Origin of the sequence: Chryseobacterium sp. PTM-20240506, assembly GCF_048296755.1 — a bacterium.
Lineage (GTDB): Bacteria > Bacteroidota > Bacteroidia > Flavobacteriales > Weeksellaceae > Chryseobacterium > Chryseobacterium proteolyticum.
Window position 1 is genome coordinate 1,568,872 of record NZ_CP182581.1, and the last position, 17,477, is coordinate 1,586,348.

Genomic DNA, 17,477 nt, shown 5'->3' on the forward strand with positions numbered 1-17,477 from the left:
TTTATTTATTTTTTTTCATAAAATTAATAACTACAGAATCAGGCATTAGTTTCTTCGTGGTATAAAAACTTGAATTCATCCTTTTAAACTGGTTAAAACGCCCATTGATCATATTCAGGGCAGAAGCATCATTAGAAGGTTCTTCCTCTGAGTTTTCAAGGGTAAACAACTCCCCGTCGTGAAGATAATATTGATCTGAAACAAAATCAGCCATCATATTTTTACTCTGCATCATAGGAATTCCCGCTTTTCCTGGTTGAAGATCCGGAGAAAAGCCCCGTCCTACCCATGTAACAGTAGATGGCGTTCGGAGTTTATAATTATTTCTGTAATAGGCTACAATAGAAGGAGCAACATCAAAGTGACTTGCCGTTTTGTGAAAACGTTTTGTTTCCTTCAGTAATGGTGAATAAATCAGTAACGGCACATGAAACCTGTCAATCTTAGACTCCAGTGTGATCTCCGGCATACTATGATCTCCTGTAATAACAAAAATCGTACGTTGAAAATCCGGACGTTTACTGTAGTTTTCAAAGAAGTTTTTCAAAGCATCATCTGCATTAAGCACAGCAACCAATTGGTTTTTAAAGCCCGCCGCCCATTTTTTCTGCTCCGGATTTAAAAGATTGGATTGCAACCTTTCGTTATAAAGTTTTTCATAATATTCTTTGTTATTAATCAGAAACGGATTATGGGTGGAAAGGGTAAGAAGCATTTTAAAATAAGGCCTTTGCTGTAATTTCTGGGTTTCCAGCATCTTTCTGAAAACGGCCTGGTCTTCATATCCCCAACTGTCTCCATTGTTTGCCGGCAGTCTTTTGTAAGCCCCTCCATACGATCCAATGTCTACAATATGATCTACTTTACTGTACTCGAGGAAGTTTCGGTATCCGTCAAACAACAAATTTCCGCCGTAGTGAAATCCCGTTTCAAATCCGTTGGCTTTCAGTATATTAAAAAGGTTAAAATTTTCCGGTGTTTTTTCAATTTCTAGGAATCCGTTTTTTCCGAAAGGAAGTGATCCTGTAAGCGAAGGTAAGGCTCCGAATGTTCTTCCTGCAGAGCTAAGGCAATTCTCCCAATACAAACTTTTATTAGACAAAGAATTCAGAAACGGCGTAAAGTTTCCGACATAACCTTTAGGAGAGGTGTATGCATGTCCAAAACCTTCCATCACGATAAATACAAGATTCGGAACCTCATCGGATCTGTTGAAATAAGATCCCAAAAAATCGGGAGTATTCTCTTTTCTCCAGAAAGGAAATGACTTGTCGAGCATTTCAGCATCGGCTGTAAAGCTTTCTTCCCCATTAATTATTTCTCCGATTTCCGGGTGATCGCTGATAAAATTCTCTTCATTGGAGATAAAGAAATAGTTCCATTTACTCTTTGAAGCTGTCTGGCCGAAGATATTATTTGTCTGGTTTAATTCCTTTGACTGAAACATACTATTGGGAACAAAAAAAGCAATCAGACCAAGGCTTAAAAAAGCGATCCCGATATATTTCGACTTCAAAGCGGATTTTACGGCCATCCATAATGGAGTGATACATATCGCAATCAAAACGATCAATAGCGCAATATTTTTTAAATTAAGCATTCCGCTTGCTCTTAAAATCTGTTTGATCTCATCTTTGTTGTAATAAAAAAGATCTGCCCCAAGCATATTTTGGGTCTCAGAGAAATATAGGAACAGAATATACTGTGCTACAGTCACCAATCCGAATAGGACAAGAGCTGATAAGTTGGCCCAATTTTCTTTTACGGAATTGATAATTAAATAAATAATTCCAAAGCCAAATATTAGTTTAAACGCAAACAAAATATTTTCAAAAAAAAGATTTCCTGCAATTGAAGAAGGATTCAGTCTTGGGAAAGAATATTTGTACCAAAGCCATTCTGCTGTGATGCCTACCAAAAATAAAAGCAAAAAAACGGCTGATACCATTCCGAGTTTTTTCAACCCATTATTAAGAATCGCGGATATTCTTTCTTTTAAAGGTAAATTTTTGGTATTCTGATTAAACCCCTGTCTTGTCATCTCACCCCAACCGTGGGATTTTTTAAAATAATCTATAAATCCTTTTACCCCGGCTTTCACCACGATGGGATGGAAATAAAACGGTTCTGAAAACGCAGTACCGATCAAGGTTAGAAAATCTTTCCTTTTGGTATAAACCTGATAGCTAAAAAGATCCACCAAAATCCCATAAATAGAGTAAAGAAATCCCATCGATACGACCAGGGCAAACAAAATCACGAAAAACGGCCAATTGATAATTCCTAATAAAAGGAAAATAATAAAGATTATATATCCAGAAAATTCAACCAAAGGCCCCAGAAATTCAAAGAAAAACCAATAAGGAAGACTTACCATGCCCAGCTTTCCGTATTTTGGGTTAAACATCATGTTCCGATGTTTCCACAAAGTTTCGATGGTTCCCCGCATCCACCGGTTACGTTGTTTTTTCAGGATATCTTTGCTTTCAGGAACTTCCGTCCAGCAAAGCGGATCAGGAATTGTAAGAACTTCATAAGGCTCATTCTTTTCTTCCATATACTTTCTCATACGGACTACCAGCTCCATATCCTCTCCTACCGTAGTTTTATCATATCCACCGCATTCCAAAACTATTTTTCTGTCGAAAACTCCAAAGGCCCCGGATATCAGGATTAATCCCGATGCCCGCGCCCATGCCATTCTTCCAAGAACGAAAGCACGGATATATTCCAACGCCTGGGTTTTACCGAGGAGCGTTTTTGGCATATTTACACTTACTACTTTTCCATCTTCAATAACGCAATTATTAGCGAGACGGATCACACCTCCGCAGGCGATAATTTTTTTATCGGTTTGTTCCAGAAACGGTTTTGCCAGTTTTAAAATGGCATCCTGTTCCAGGATACAATCCACATCAATACACACCAGATAATTTCCTGAAGAAACATTAATTCCTACATTTAGGGCATCAGCTTTACCCCCGTTTTCTTTATCTACGACAATAAGCTTTTTAAAAGCCTGGTTTTTACTCTTATAGATGCCTTTTATTTTATTGGTTTCAATTGTACCTTGTACAAAAAAAGACACTCTTTCAAGCTCATAAGCTTCGATCAGTTTCTGCATGGAATCATCTTTACTTCCATCGTTAATGATGATAATTTCCAGGTTGTGATAATAGAGAGATAACAGGGACCTTACATTTTCTACAATGGTCATTCCCTCATTATAAGCGGGAGCGAGAAGGCTGAAGGTAGGCGAATTGGGATTAGCGGCAATAATGCTGTAATCGGTAAATGTATTTTCTTTTTTATAACGTATTACAGCTCCTAACGCATATATTCCGACCCAGCCGTAAATAATAACTACTGCCGTCCCATACAGCAGGAATAACCATATAACAACTTCATAGATAATGTGTGAGAATTCTAACATACTTTTTCCTGGACTGCGTGTTTTATAATTTGAATTAATTCTTCGGACGACGTTTCATCTTCCGAAAGTTTTGATAAGTATTCCTTATATCCCAATGCAGCAAGAGCTTCCGCTGCATACAACTTAATCCCTGTATTGATATTTTCCAATAATTCTTTTTTGAGTAAGCCTATACAGGACTGATCCTTAGAGACTTTCATCACACGAAGAATTTCAAGCTGGACTTCATAAGGCTGGTCGGGATACACTTTTGTAAGGAACTGAATGGTCAAGGGATCTTCCAATGACAAAAGCGTATGCACGGCCTGTATTCTGACCTCAACTGATGAATGCTCCAGAAGATCGGCCACCATCGGATAAAAAGAAAGCAATTGAAATTTCCTTACCAATTTTAAAGTAAAAATGATAACTGAGCTATTTGAACTTCTAAGCCAGCCTTCAATAGCTTTTCCTGAGTTTTCAGGTATGCTGGTAATGGAGAGAAGCAGCCGGAGCTGTTGCCATTCTGAAATTATCCCCGAAGCGGTACTCAAAAAATCCAATCCTTCAAAACCTTTAAAGCTTACCATGGCATATTGCGCTTCCTGGTAGACCTGTGCGGAAGGATGGGATAAAAAAGAGGAAATTTTGGGAAGGTCCTCCATTGCGTTCATGACCGTAAGTTCCTGTATCCCCCCGGCAATAAGATATGTTTTTTTCTGATCAAGCTTTTTAGCGGCTTCCTGCCGGAGATTGTATTCTTTAAACAGGTTTTTAATTTTAATTTTTGCAGCCCCTGAAAATTTCTTTTCGGAATCTACCAGTTTTTGCAGGAATAGATTTCTAAATGAAGGACTCCTGGAAAGAAGTACAAAATTCTGATCAAGAGCAACTTCTTCATCTTCATAAACAATAACTTCCGATATTTTTTTATTAATAACCTTCATCCACCCCGAGATTCTCACAGATTCTTTGTACCGAAAAAAACTGTAAACAAGAATCCCTGTAATCAATAACAATACGAGAGACAACATCCCAAGGAAGATAAGAAACAGAAAATGTACAGAAGTGGTTAGCAGCATCGTTCTATTATTTAGGGGTAAATCTTTTTATCCTCAACATCAATTCATTGGGACTGAACGGCTTTACAATAAAATCAGAAGCTCCCAGATCAAAAGCGTTTAGTACCACCTCTTCCTGCCCCATACTGGATAGCATAATGACAGGAATCTCCTTTCCCATGGTTTGTATGGCAGAAAGTATTTCTATTCCTGAAGCAAAAGGCATCATGATATCGGTGATGGCAAGGTCTACATCTTTCTCTTTTAAGGTTTCGATGGCTTCTTTACCATTACGGGTAAGGATTACTTCATGCCCTTCTTTTAATAATTTGTGTTCTATCGTTTTTAGAATCAGTTCATCGTCTTCAGCGATCAGAATCAACATAGTCTTTTGTTTTTATTTTATTAAACCTTTTATTAAATTTAATCCGATTGTTATTTCATTGATAATTTCCTGCTGTAAAGAGGTGAAATCCATAGTTTCATCCGCTTTCTTTTCCCAGTATAAAGCAGTTTCTGCCAGCTTTATCAATCCGGCAGTTCCGGCTGTACCTTTTAGCTTGTGAAGAACTTTCTTCAACTCATCTCTGTTTTCTTCAGCCGATGCAGTTCTTACATTATTTTCCGCCTCAGAGAGCTGTTGGATTACCAGATCCAGGAAAATCGCTCTAAAATCATCATCGTCCCCCGTTTGATCATTGAGAAGATTCAGATCAAGATATTTCTCAGTTTTTACAGTATTTCCGGTTTCTATTGTTTGAACGGAGATGTATTTTTCTAGCATTTCCAAAAGATCCGACTGTCTCAGGGGTTTCGGAAGAAAATCATTCATTCCGGACATGATGCATTTTTCCTTTTCCCCGATGATGGTTCCTGCTGTTACACCAATGATCGGAACATCCTGATATCCTGGAAGAAGACGAATTTGTTTAGTAGCTTCAATACCATCCATTACGGGCATTTGGACATCCATCAGTATCACCGAAAAATGTTTGTTTTTACATTGTTCCACTGCTTCCAGTCCATTTACCGATTCTGTAAGCTCAGCATCGGGAATCAAAGATTTCATCATTTTGTTGTTAAGAACCATATTTACAGGGTTATCATCAACAAGTAAAACCTTAAGATGCGGTGGAAATAAAAAATTTTCTGCTTCCTGCTCTCCAACTGTGGGTATTTCTTTTACATTATCATGTACTACACGTTTTAAAGTTCGGTAGAGTTCTTCTGATTTTATAGGTTTTAGCAGGAAGTAAGAATTTTCTTCTTGCCGGAAAGAGTTGAGCACATCATGCTCTTCCGAAGAAGTATGAAGGATAACCAGGGGTGAAGTTTCATTTTTTTGAGCAAATAATTCCTTAATTTTCTCAATAGTTTCCAACCCTGAAATAATGGGCATATGATAATCCATCAAAATAACATCAAAATGTTCTCCATCCAATAAAATCTGCAAAGCTTCCATCCCGTTGGCTGCTAATTTTGACCCAATATTTTTATAGGCCAGCATGTGCTGGAGAATGATCCTGTTCGCCTCATTATCATCAACAATAAGAACTTTTTCTATTTTCAGTTCTTCTTCTTCAATACCTTCAGATTCCTCATAGGGAACTTCAATGTCAAAGAAAAATACGGATCCTTTTTCCGGTATACTGTTCAGGGAAAGATGGCTTCCCATATAGCCCAGAATATTATTGGATATCGTTAGTCCCAGTCCTGTTCCCCCGTAGTGCTTGCTGATGGAACTGTTTTCCTGGGTAAAGGCATCAAAAATATGCTGCTGCTTTTCAAGCGGAATACCTATCCCGGTATCTCTTACGGAAAATCTTAATGATATATTTTGTCCTGTGATATTCAGCTTTTCTACTTTAAGCTCAATCTCGCCACGATGTGTAAATTTAACGGCATTACCCAACAGATTAATGAGAATCTGTTTCATTCTGGATTCGTCAAGCCAAAGTACTTTCGGCAATCCCTGTTCAATATTGAGTAGCAACTCAATGTTTTTTTTCTGTGATTGATAAAGGATCACATTGATGACCTGGCTAACTAAATCATAAACATTCGATCTTTCGATAAGGAGTTCCATTTTTCCAGATTCTATTTTCGAAAAATCCAGGATATCATTAATTATATTGAGTAAATTTTCCCCCGATTCATTGATATAATTAAGATATTGAGTTTGTATTTCATTGAGAGGAGTTTTCAAAAGAAGATCTGAAAATCCGATCACTCCATTCAGAGGCGTGCGGATCTCATGACTCATATTGGCAAGAAATTCTGACTTTGCTTTGCTTGCAATATCCGCCATTTTCTTTGCATTTTTGAGTTCTTCGTTGGTTTTTACAATATCGGTAATGTTCTGTACAGAGACAATTATTCCACCTATTACGCCATCAGAAAGATACCATGGTCCTACTTCCAGGTTATAATGTTGGATGCCTTCTTTATGTGGAACTTCAATGGCAAAATCATCATTTTTATAGACCTTGCCTTCTAAAGCATTTTTGTAGATGGCCTTTCTTTCTTCAGGAACGTTAGGAGAAATGGTATAAATATTCTCTCCCATCAGCTCCATATTATTCATATTGAATTCTTCCTTCCAGCTTGTACTTACCGAAACATAATTAAGTTCTTTATCAAACATCGCTACTGCAACGGGAACATAAGTAGCAAAAGACTGCATCATTGCTTCTTTCTTTTCCAGTTCCAGATATATATTTTTAAAAGCATCAATATCCTGAATGATTCCGTACACCCTGGTACATACTTCGTTTTCAAACTCCGGAATTCCTTTTACTCTTACCCAGATCGTAACTCCATCATTGCGGACAAGCTGAAATTCCGCATCATAAGGAATACCTTCTGAAACAGCCCGGTTAAATAAGAACTCAACTTTTTGTTTATCTTCTTCTTTATAAAAACCGATTGCATTTTCAAAGTCTGGCTGGAATTCCTGATCTATTTTATGGATTTCTTTTGCTGTTTTGGACCAGATTACAGATTTATTTTTAAGGTTGACTTCCCAGCCACCCACCTGAGCGACCGAGCTCGTTTGCTCAAGCATTTTCTTGGCATAAAGAAGATCTCTTTCCAGGCTCATTCTTTCCGTTACGTTCAACGCTGTACTTACCACATACGGTTTTCCGTCTTTATCAATTTCCACAAGATTATGGTACATCCAGATCAGCTCTTCACCTTCTTTTGACTTGAGGATCATTGTTCCGAAATCTTCCTTATTCTGATTGATACGTTCTAAATATTTTTGCAGCAAAGAACTATTTTGTTCAGGAACGAGATCTTTCAGATTTAATCCGTTTACTTCTTCCGCAGAATAATGCAGGGTTTCTCTACCTTTTTGATTCACCTCAAGAATATTTCCTTCCATATCGTGCATGCTCATCAACCCGATTGCATTTTCGAAGAAGCTTCTAAAACGGCGTTCGGAACTTTCAAGCTGGCGCTTTTCTTCGATATGCTGGGTAATATTAATGCCGAAACAAAAAATCTCAGAATGGTCATGGTTTTGCTTCAGGTACCATTCTATAATTATAGCACCAGCGTCTTCAGTTTTTGTGGAGGTAGTAAAAACCAGTTCCTCATCTGTCTTAAGAAAGTTTTCGAGTTTGAGTTGCCAATCGTCATCCTGCTTTTTTATAATCGTTAAAAAACTCTGATTAACTGCTTTTTTTGGAGCTATTCCGAATATTTTTTCAAAGGAGGGATTTGCTTCTTTAAGGATAAATTTGTTATCAAGAACGCAAATCAGGTTATTGGAAATATCAAAGGTCTGTTGGAAATATTCAGCCTGTTTATTCTTTTTTTTGCCGATATATAAATTGGTGATAGCTTCTCCAATTTTTTTCAGAGTATCTATTTGGTTGTCGGAGAGGTTTTTAGGCTTAAAATCAATAACGCACAGTGTACCTAATGCAAATCCTTCATCATCTATCAGCGGTACCCCTGCATAGAAACGGATACCGCTTTCCAGAATTATAGAATTCCCGGATGATCTGTCGTCAGCGAGCGTATCAGGGATCACCAACACATCTCCGTTTGCAATAGAATACTGGCAAAGTGTATTTTCACGCTCCACACTATCCAAAGAAATCCCAATACAGCTCTGTATCATCTGGACATCACTTTCCATAATAGCAATAAGAGAGCTGGGACAGTCGGTAACCAGACAAGCAGTTTCTGCAAAAATATCTAATTGAGGATCCTTTGGCAGATTCAGAAGATCAAATAGTTCCAGTTTTTTTACTCTCCCCTGTTCATTATTAGGCACTGGATAATTCCCCATAACATTAACTAATATTTTGTTTTATGTTAAATATAGTTATAAAATCATTATGGGAAACTATTTTTTTACAACATCGTCAGTATATTCAATTAATATTATTTAATAGTACATTACGATAACAGATATTCAAAATTACAGTTCCGGAAAATTTAATCTTCAATAAAAATATCTGATAAAACGAATATTATAATTCCATTCCGGTCTAACTCATTCAATCGGAGCCAATTATCGATAAAATTATTTGATAACAATCCCGTCTATGTTTTCTTTTAAGATAGAGCTACTTGATAATTTTCTTTTTTAAAATTGAAAAGCCTTTTTACTGTTAAACGTTAAGACAATATTAAATCTATAAAAAAGCAAAAATCAGAGTAAAAAAATTTACTCTGATTTATTTAAATTGTAGACTCGCACATAAGTTTTAGATTAATTAAGTACGTTTCAAGCAGCTTGATATTTAAAATAATTTTTTAAGATCATGTACGGTCTTTTCATATCCAAGATATGGATTAATACTTTAGATAATTTTTTATAAGTCCATAATTGTAAGGTTTACATTTTCATTGATATCAATTAATGAAAGTTTATCTTTTTCTCAATATCAGCATCAAATTTTTGAATTTATTTTTTCTCTTATCAGACAATACGTAATGCTAAACCACTATAGATTTTCTTAAATAAGTTCATACTGTTTTTTTGTTCCCCATATTGTGGAGACTTCCATGTTACATATTGATCTGTTATTTCTTTTATTACAGCAAAACAACCTCCATTTATATGTAAAAATGTAATTGCAGGCAGGGAGCTATTGATTAAATCATCAAGATTTATTTTTCCTACTTCATTTTCTATTTTAAAAGTCGATGACAAAATAGAATGTAAGGTTATAAAATCCAAATTTTCACAATCGACATTCTGAATATTTTTTTGCGGTTTATAATATTGAAAAAAGGTCTTAAAAATTTCTTGTGTTTTTGTTTTATTGTAATCTGCAGGTATCATTCTATTAGTTTTATTTATTGAGTAAATACATTGTTCCTTTTTCTGTGAATTTGAGATCTTCTATCTCAATTTTATAAGCTTTTTCATCACCTTTTAAGTAATAAAACTTAGCGAAATATTGAATATTATCAATCTTATTCCAACAGAAGTAATGATTTCCTTTTATTTGATAAAGAAAAATTTCATTGTATATATAATTATCTATACTACCAGTTGAAGTAAGCATGATAACACTTCTATCTGATTTTTTATAGAAGAACACTTCCCGATTAGCTGACTTATAGGGAGAGTCTTCTACAAAAGGAAAAGAAAATGATTTTCCGAATGTAATGGCTTTGGCCTTTGTTATTATATTTTTAATTCTTCGTTGATAAGGATTAATAAATAATTGAAAATTAAATTTTCGTTTTAAATCCCGGCCAAGAAATTGAGGCGATATATAAAATACCTCTGTTTTGTTTACCTCTTTCTTAGTGTATTTTTCTATATGGAAGGTGGGCAAACCTTTAATATTAATAAAATGAATTAATAAATAAGGCTTTTCTGTAATAAAATCGTATATGTTTCCATCTCTCCATATATGAGTATTTCTGCTGTATAAAAATTCCTGAGCCATGTCTACATGAAAATATTTGATTTTATTACTTAATTCCAACTTCCTTAATAAAAAGGCCATACTTTCTATTTCAGAATCAATATACTGTATGTCTTGAGTCTGAACGGTATTAAATTCAAAATTACATTCATCGAAACAGAAGTGACGGTCACTTTGTACTATTTTCTTAAAATCTTTACTTAACCTGAATATTTTATTTATAAAAGGAGTATTTCTATATAAGGTAAAGAATCCGGCAGGATATTTATCAACAGGAGAAATGACATCATATTGATTTAACATTTCATTAGTAATAAAAGCACGAATGTTCCCAAACATTAAATCGACATCACAATATCCCCAAAAGTCATACTTTGAAATATATTCTTGCAGTATCACCCCATACAAAGACTTGAAATCACATAATTTATAGGCATCTTTTATATTGACTGGAATTTTTAATTTTTCCGTTGCCATTTCATTAAACTTTTGTAAATCAAACTTAATGAAATGGACATTCTTTATTTTATATTGAGGAGCGATATTGGTGAAAATGTAAAAATCAATAGTTGGATTATACTCACAGCCTTTCAGGAAATAATCAAAATAGTCCGGCCATGCTTTCCCGAAAAAACAATTTATAAATGCTATTTTTTTCATAATAATTAGGATAATAATTAGAGGCTAGAAATGATATTAACTAAAGAACCCCCAGTAGTAGAAATAGGAAAGTATTAAAATAAATGAAAATAGTACTGAAATGACAATGATTTTGTATCTAAGTCGTCTGTAGGTCACAAAAAATAATATAAATGATAACCCGGATACGATCATATATACTTTTAACAAATAAAATAAATTGACAAACTTTTCGGGAATACCAAAAGCACATATAAAAAAATTAGTATTATTAGAATAAACTATTGCATAGATAAGCCCTGCCATAAGTACTATTCCTATCATACAATTAATAATTAGTATTATGTAGAAAGTTTTCATGATCAGCTTGTCTACATTTCGTCTTTTCCATATACTTACAGAAAAGAAAATAATAGCAACTAATAAAATTCCATAAGCCAGAATCAACGGAGCAACTTTCAAGATATCAAAACCACCAAATAATAACATGGCTAATTTGGTAATCCCTGAGTTAATATGAATATCTGTGATAAACCTCACTTCCGGAGAATTAATAACTCGTGTACTTCCTGAATTTAAAGGCATTTTATCATTGATGAAATTATTGATAAAATCACTTCCTTCTTTTCCAAATAAGAGAGCATGACCTTCATTTTTGAAGATGATCAGTTGGGCATTCAGTAATCCTGCCAGAGATTGTGCATTTGAAACAGGAGTAATGGGGTCAAATTCTCCTCCTATGATCATCGTTGGAATTTTAGACATCTTTCCATAGTCTAATATATTTTGCGGAACCTGTTTATTATTATTCCACTGGCTGCTCACAAGAAAGTCGGCTCTGTAAAATGATAATCCCCCTTTTAATCCGGGATAATTCGCTGCATCCTCATCATAATACTTCAATGAATTATAAGGAACCGCATCATTAAGTACCATACTATAATAGGTCCCAAAGTCCAATGCTTTAAAAACACCAGAAAATACACCTACAATTGAGCTGAGTGTTTCGGCATCTCTTTTATGAAATAAGGTAATGATAACGGGTAATACCTCTATTAATTGCTTCGTGTATAAAGCCTGGTGAATTACAATTTTAAAATCTTCGCTATTAAAAGTAAAGCTACCTTTTTCCAGAAGATCTTTAGGAACTCCTACCGTTAATGGATTTTTAGCCAGATCTTCTATTACTTCATAATAGGTCTTTTCAAGATTTGGGAATTTTTTATTTACAGCCGGATTTTGCTTACATTTTGCAAAAAATAGGTTTAGTTCTTTCACATAATGATCGTTGATTTTATTGTAATATTCAGAGATATTATCAACCGGAGAATCCAGAATCATTTTATTGAAATCTTCAGGAAATGAGTTCGCATATACCTGCGAAATATAGGTCCCATATGAAACTCCAAGTACATTCCATTTGTCATAATGTAAAGCCTTTTTAAGCGCATGAAGATCATTGGCAATATTGATACTGCTATAGTTAGCTGGGTCAATGCCTTTTCTTATGAGTTCATTTTTACAGTTCATTGCGGCAAATGACCTGTTTTTTTCATCTGCTGTTGAAGATTCGTTTGAAGATAAAATATTAAATATTTCCGTTCCAAGTTCCGGGCATAATTTCGGTAAAGAGTTCCCGACTCCCCTTGCATCCACCAATACAATATCTGAGTAATCCCTCAATGGATGGTTCCTAAAATACCCGAATGCACCTATGCCTGATTGTCCTGGCCCCCCTTCTATATATAACAGAGGTTTCTGAATGGATTGTTTTTTCTTCTTTAAAACAACATATGCTATTTTTATTTTGCTTGACGGAGCGATCCAGTTTTCAGGAACTGAGAGGTATCCCCATTCAACCGATTGATCATCTTTGAGGTTTTCAACGTCAAAAAATGGTTTTGTTTTTGTAATTGTGTATTCCCATTTCTGAGCGAACAAAAATGAGGATAACATCATGAGTAGTAAAAAAATTACTTTCTGGGTCTTCATATAGAATTATTAATTTTTATTTTTTTATTATTTATAGAGTCACTGTATCAACATGTTCGAACTTTAAAAGTCAAAATCAATGTCTACCGGATCATTGCTGTGGAAAAAATCCTTATACCCAAGCTCAGCTTCAGATCTCAATGTTGACAGGTATTTCACAAAATCTGTGTAGGCCTGTGAAAAATCTGCAATGATATGTTCTTTATACAGACTTTTGTTATAGCTTATCTCAAGCTGAATGCCTTGCGGTTCATTAATGATATTCATGATAAGCGGGAATTTATTGTAGGTGGTATCCTGCGAAACATTTTGTAAAGAAAAGTCCGCAAAATCACTTATTGTATTATAACTTAATTCAGGATCTTGGGTTACAAAAAGGATATCAATATTATTTTTCACGAAAGAATGGTCTGAAACTTCTTCATATTTTGTGACTTTTAAAAATTCTTGAGTCACTTTATGAAGCACTTCACCTAATTCTTCTTCTCCGAATGTTACCCGTACTAAGAGACTTTTAATGAAAACACCTAAAAGCGATTGTACCTGAGGTACAGACCTTCCTGAATCTATTGTAGCAATACAGATATCTGTCTTCCCGGAAATATTACGTAAAAATATCAACAAAGATGTTAACATAAGCAGATAAGGTGTTGTTTTCATCTTTTTTGCTAAATCAGATAATCCTTGTGTTACTTCCAGATCCAGAGGAATTGTAAATATATTCCCTTGATACGAATCAGCAGTTACAGTTTCTTTTTTTACAAAAGCTTCATATGGATATCCTTTTGTATAGTTTTTCCAAAAAATGTCATTCTTTTCAAGATCTGCATTCTGGTAATACCAATTTGAATAATCCCGGAACTGAATCTCAGGCCGCAGTTCCGCTGTTTGATTTGAATGATTATTATAAAGAGATATCAATTGTTTTATAAATATTCCTGTTGATATTCCATCAAAAATAATGTGATGAACAAGGAAAATAACTTTGTACTTTCCCCTGACTTTCAAAATCATCATTTTGAGTAATAATTCTTTTTCAAGATCAAAACAATAGCCTTTATAGTCATCAATAGCTTTCCTGTATCCGGATTCGTTTGCAACCTCATTAATTTCTAATGCAAAATGAATATCTTCAGAAGAGTGGATTTTCTGAATCACAGCTTCATCCTCCAGAATAAAATTTGTTCTTACAATTTCAGAAGCAGATATTATTTGTCTGACTGCTTTTTCAAATGTTACAACATTAATGGTTCCGGCTACATCGAACTCCATCAACATATTATACGAAGGAGAAACTTCTTTTCTCTGGCAGGCCAACCAGATATTCTTTTGTGTAGGTGTTGCCAAATATAGATCCTGATCTGGTGCTTTTAAGATCAAACTGTTCCTGTCATTTTTCTTTAAAATAGTATGACATAAAGAAGATAAATCAGGATTTTCAAATACGTCCTTCATAGTCAGATGGACAGAAAACTTCTTGTTTAACACATTCACTAGTCTGGAAATCAATAAAGAATGGCCTCCCAGTTCAAAAAAATTGTCTTTATCTTCAATATCTTTCTTATAGTTTAAGATTTCCCGCCATACATCCTTTAATTCCTGCATCATTTCTGCATCTTTAATGATCTGGATTGTAGCAGGTTCTTCAGAAGGAAAGTCTTTCATTGAAAGAGATTTCCTGTCTATTTTCTGATTGGGAGTTAGGGGAAATTCCTCTATTGGAAAAATAAATTGGGGAACCATATAATAGGGGAGCTTTTCATGCAATTTCTCATATAGATAAGAGATCTCAATTGGTGCATGAGTTTTCAAGTATGCTATCAGTTGATTTTCGCCCTCCACTTCTTTAGCCACTACAACAGAATCTTCAATATTCTCCACCGTATTCAGATGGTTTTCAATATCTCCTAACTCTATTCTATATCCTTTTACCTTAACCTGGTTATCACTTCTTCCGAAGAACAAGATTTCACCTTGTTCATTCCATTTGCCTACATCACCTGTTTTATACATTAATTCTTCCTTCCTGAAAGGATTTTTTATAAACCTTTCAAGGGACAAGTCTTCATTATTATAATATCCTTTGGCAATCCCCTTACCTCCAATATAAATATCACCAACAGTATTTACCGGAAGTAAATTTAAATCTGTATCTAAAATATAGAAAGAAGTTTCTTTAATAGGTTGACCAATATTCTGAGGCAACGTTCCGGATTCAATCTTTTTTGTTGAGGACCAGATCGTAGTTTCTGTGGGTCCATACATATTCCAAAGTTCTTTGCATGATGCAAGCAATTCCTCAATAAGATCATTATTGATCAAATCACCACCACACATTATTTTTAATTCCGAATCTGGTTCCCAGCCTACACTAAGAAGTCTTTTGAAAAAACTTGGGGTCGCCTGAATAACAGAGGGTTTCACCTCGACAATTTCCTGTATTGTAGCCACTGGATCTCTCAAGGTCTTTTCACTGGCAATGTATAGTGTGGCACCATTAATCAGAGGGGTAAAAAACTCCAGAATAGAAATATCAAAAGAATAAGTAGTTACTGAATACATTGTGTCTTGATCGTCGATTCCCGGCTTTTCACTTATACTTTCTAACAGGTTTAACAATGAAGCATGCCCAATTTCAACCCCTTTAGGGTTTCCTGTAGATCCCGATGTATAAATAATATATGCAGTATCTGTTGGAGTAACATATACTTCTTTATTGCAAAGACTTTTGTTTACAATATCTGAAACTAAAATACTCTCGATATCAGTAAGATTAAGAGAAATATTTTCTTCAGATATTAAAAGCTGCGCCTTACTATCCTGTAAAATATACTGCAATCTTTGTACAGGAAATTCAGGATCGAGAGGTATATAAGCCTTCCCCGCTTTCATTATTCCCAGCAAAACACAAATCATATAAGCCGACCGGTTCAATAAAACAGCAACCGTCTTTTCATCGTTATGATGATGGAGAAGGTAATCAGCTATCTGTGTAGAGATCTTATTAGTCTCAGTGTAGGATAAAGAAAAGTTTTCATCGGCAATTGCAACTTTATCAGGAAATTCTAAAGTCTTCTCATTGAATAGATCAAGGAATGTTTTATTGTGGTCTTGATTTTCATCTTTAGATGAGAATCTTTCATTAAATAAGAAGAGACTTTCTTTTTCTTCCTCAGACAAAAATGAAATTTTATACAGAGGTTCAGCTGCTAATGTTTCGATGTTAACGATCATATAGTGAATATGTCGTACGCACTGTTCAATAGATTGGTCATCAAAATAATCGGTATTGTAATCAAAATCTATTTTAATATCCTCATTATCATCGAATTCCCTTACAAACAAGGCTAAAGCAGACCTCTCAGATTTATTGGTAAGCGGAATCACTGTAGTTTGAGTACCTTCAAAGTGATCAGCATAATTATGTTTCTCGTAAGATAGGGTAATATTAAAAAGCTTATTTTTTTCATTAAAAAGTTTCAGGTCACTTACAATTTTTCCCAACGGATATCTTTGATGCCTGTAGTCGGACATCAGTTGCTTTTTTGTACTATTGATCAGATCCAACAAATTAGCCTGATAATCCAGTCTCATCCTTAAGGGTGAAACTCCCATAAATAATCCAACTGTTTTTTTGAAGACTTTGGTGTTTCTGTTCAGCACAGGAATTCCAATAGCTAGATCATCACTCTGATTAATTCTTCCAAAATACAAGAAAAACAACCCTAAAAATCCGTGAAATGTAGAGAAATTATGCTTTTTACCCAATTCTATGAGTTTGTTATAATCTTCCCTGCGAACTATTAGTTCTTTCCTGTCGCTTTCATGAACAGCGTATTCTTTATTATCTTTCCTGTTAAAAACAACCGGAGGTAGTGTTGAATATCTTTCAGCCCAATACTGCTTATCTTTATAAAATTCATCGGAATCCTGATAAGCCAGATCGTGAGTTACAAACGTACTATATTCGTAAGGGTATTGGTCTTGAACCATATCAAATTTCAGGATGTCATTATAATTTTTAATCAATCTCTGGAACATAAGAGAGGTTCCCCATCCATCTGTGATGATGTGATGGTATACTGAGAAAAGGTAATAGTGAACATTACTGCATTTGATAAGAACAAATCGATACAGACAATCATCTTCCAACACATTGAAAGGTATTAAAAACTCCCTCTCCATAAAGTGTTCAGCGCTACTCACAGCATCAGTTTCATTTGAAAAATCGATCCATTCCAAATGTCTTGGTTCTTCTTCTTTTATATGCTTTTTTACCTCATCTTCAGATTGTCTGAAAAAACTTCGATAGGCATCGTGCTGATTGATCATCTCACGATAGGCCTTCTTAAAAGTTTCAATCTGAATTTCACCTTTAATTTCTATTTTGGCCCCTATATTATAGATCGGAGTATCGGGATACAGCAGTTGTTCAAAGAAAACATCCAGTTGGGGAAGTGTCAGTTTCATAAACCT

At 34.7% G+C, this 17,477-nt stretch carries 8 protein-coding genes; all 8 read right to left on the reverse strand.

Annotated features, from left to right (window positions below; translation table 11 throughout):
- Position 1: 1 nt before the first annotated feature.
- Positions 2-3,433, reverse strand: a complete 3,432-nt coding sequence (locus tag ACNFU2_RS07085; RefSeq protein ID WP_418124427.1) for a sulfatase-like hydrolase/transferase — start codon at positions 3,431-3,433, stop codon at positions 2-4.
- The gene (locus ACNFU2_RS07090) at positions 3,427-4,494 is read right to left on the reverse strand and encodes a hypothetical protein (protein WP_418124429.1); all 1,068 of its coding nucleotides are present in this window, start codon (positions 4,492-4,494) and stop codon (positions 3,427-3,429) included. Before ACNFU2_RS07090 ends, ACNFU2_RS07085 begins: the two co-directional genes overlap by 7 nt.
- Positions 4,495-4,501: 7 nt before the next feature.
- Positions 4,502-4,858 carry a response regulator transcription factor gene (locus tag ACNFU2_RS07095; protein WP_172279099.1) on the reverse strand — a complete coding sequence of 119 codons (357 nt, stop codon included), beginning with the start codon at positions 4,856-4,858 and terminating at the stop codon, positions 4,502-4,504.
- 12 nt (positions 4,859-4,870) lie between these two features.
- Positions 4,871-8,773 (reverse strand): PAS domain S-box protein, encoded by a 3,903-nt coding sequence (locus ACNFU2_RS07100; RefSeq protein WP_418124431.1) that lies wholly within the window; start codon positions 8,771-8,773, stop codon positions 4,871-4,873.
- Positions 8,774-9,409: 636 nt separating this feature from the next.
- Complete coding sequence (locus tag ACNFU2_RS07105) at positions 9,410-9,775, reverse strand: cysteine peptidase family C39 domain-containing protein (protein WP_273648438.1); 366 nt, start codon at positions 9,773-9,775, stop codon at positions 9,410-9,412.
- A 10-nt stretch (positions 9,776-9,785) separates the two neighbouring features.
- On the reverse strand, positions 9,786-11,030 hold the full coding sequence (locus ACNFU2_RS07110; RefSeq protein ID WP_273648439.1) for a DUF6625 family protein: 1,245 nt from the start codon (positions 11,028-11,030) through the stop codon (positions 9,786-9,788).
- A 36-nt stretch (positions 11,031-11,066) separates the two neighbouring features.
- Positions 11,067-13,001, reverse strand: a complete 1,935-nt coding sequence (locus ACNFU2_RS07115) for an alpha/beta fold hydrolase (protein ID WP_273648440.1) — start codon at positions 12,999-13,001, stop codon at positions 11,067-11,069.
- Positions 13,002-13,064: 63 nt separating this feature from the next.
- Positions 13,065-17,471: an amino acid adenylation domain-containing protein gene (locus tag ACNFU2_RS07120; RefSeq protein WP_418124434.1), complete on the reverse strand. Its 4,407-nt coding sequence runs from the start codon at positions 17,469-17,471 to the stop codon at positions 13,065-13,067.
- Between the last annotated feature and the right edge of the window lie 6 nt (positions 17,472-17,477).

Excerpts from the sequence above, each read along its gene's own strand:
- ACNFU2_RS07085 (WP_418124427.1), bottom strand. The coding sequence starts at position 3,433 with ATGTTAGAATTCTCACACATTATCTATGAAGTTGTTATATGGTTATTC.
- ACNFU2_RS07090 (WP_418124429.1), bottom strand. The coding sequence starts at position 4,494 with ATGCTGCTAACCACTTCTGTACATTTTCTGTTTCTTATCTTCCTTGGG.
- ACNFU2_RS07095 (WP_172279099.1), bottom strand. The coding sequence starts at position 4,858 with ATGTTGATTCTGATCGCTGAAGACGATGAACTGATTCTAAAAACGATA.
- ACNFU2_RS07100 (WP_418124431.1), bottom strand. The coding sequence starts at position 8,773 with ATGGGGAATTATCCAGTGCCTAATAATGAACAGGGGAGAGTAAAAAAA.
- ACNFU2_RS07105 (WP_273648438.1), bottom strand. The coding sequence starts at position 9,775 with ATGATACCTGCAGATTACAATAAAACAAAAACACAAGAAATTTTTAAG.
- ACNFU2_RS07110 (WP_273648439.1), bottom strand. The coding sequence starts at position 11,030 with ATGAAAAAAATAGCATTTATAAATTGTTTTTTCGGGAAAGCATGGCCG.
- ACNFU2_RS07115 (WP_273648440.1), bottom strand. The coding sequence starts at position 13,001 with ATGAAGACCCAGAAAGTAATTTTTTTACTACTCATGATGTTATCCTCA.
- ACNFU2_RS07120 (WP_418124434.1), bottom strand. The coding sequence starts at position 17,471 with ATGAAACTGACACTTCCCCAACTGGATGTTTTCTTTGAACAACTGCTG.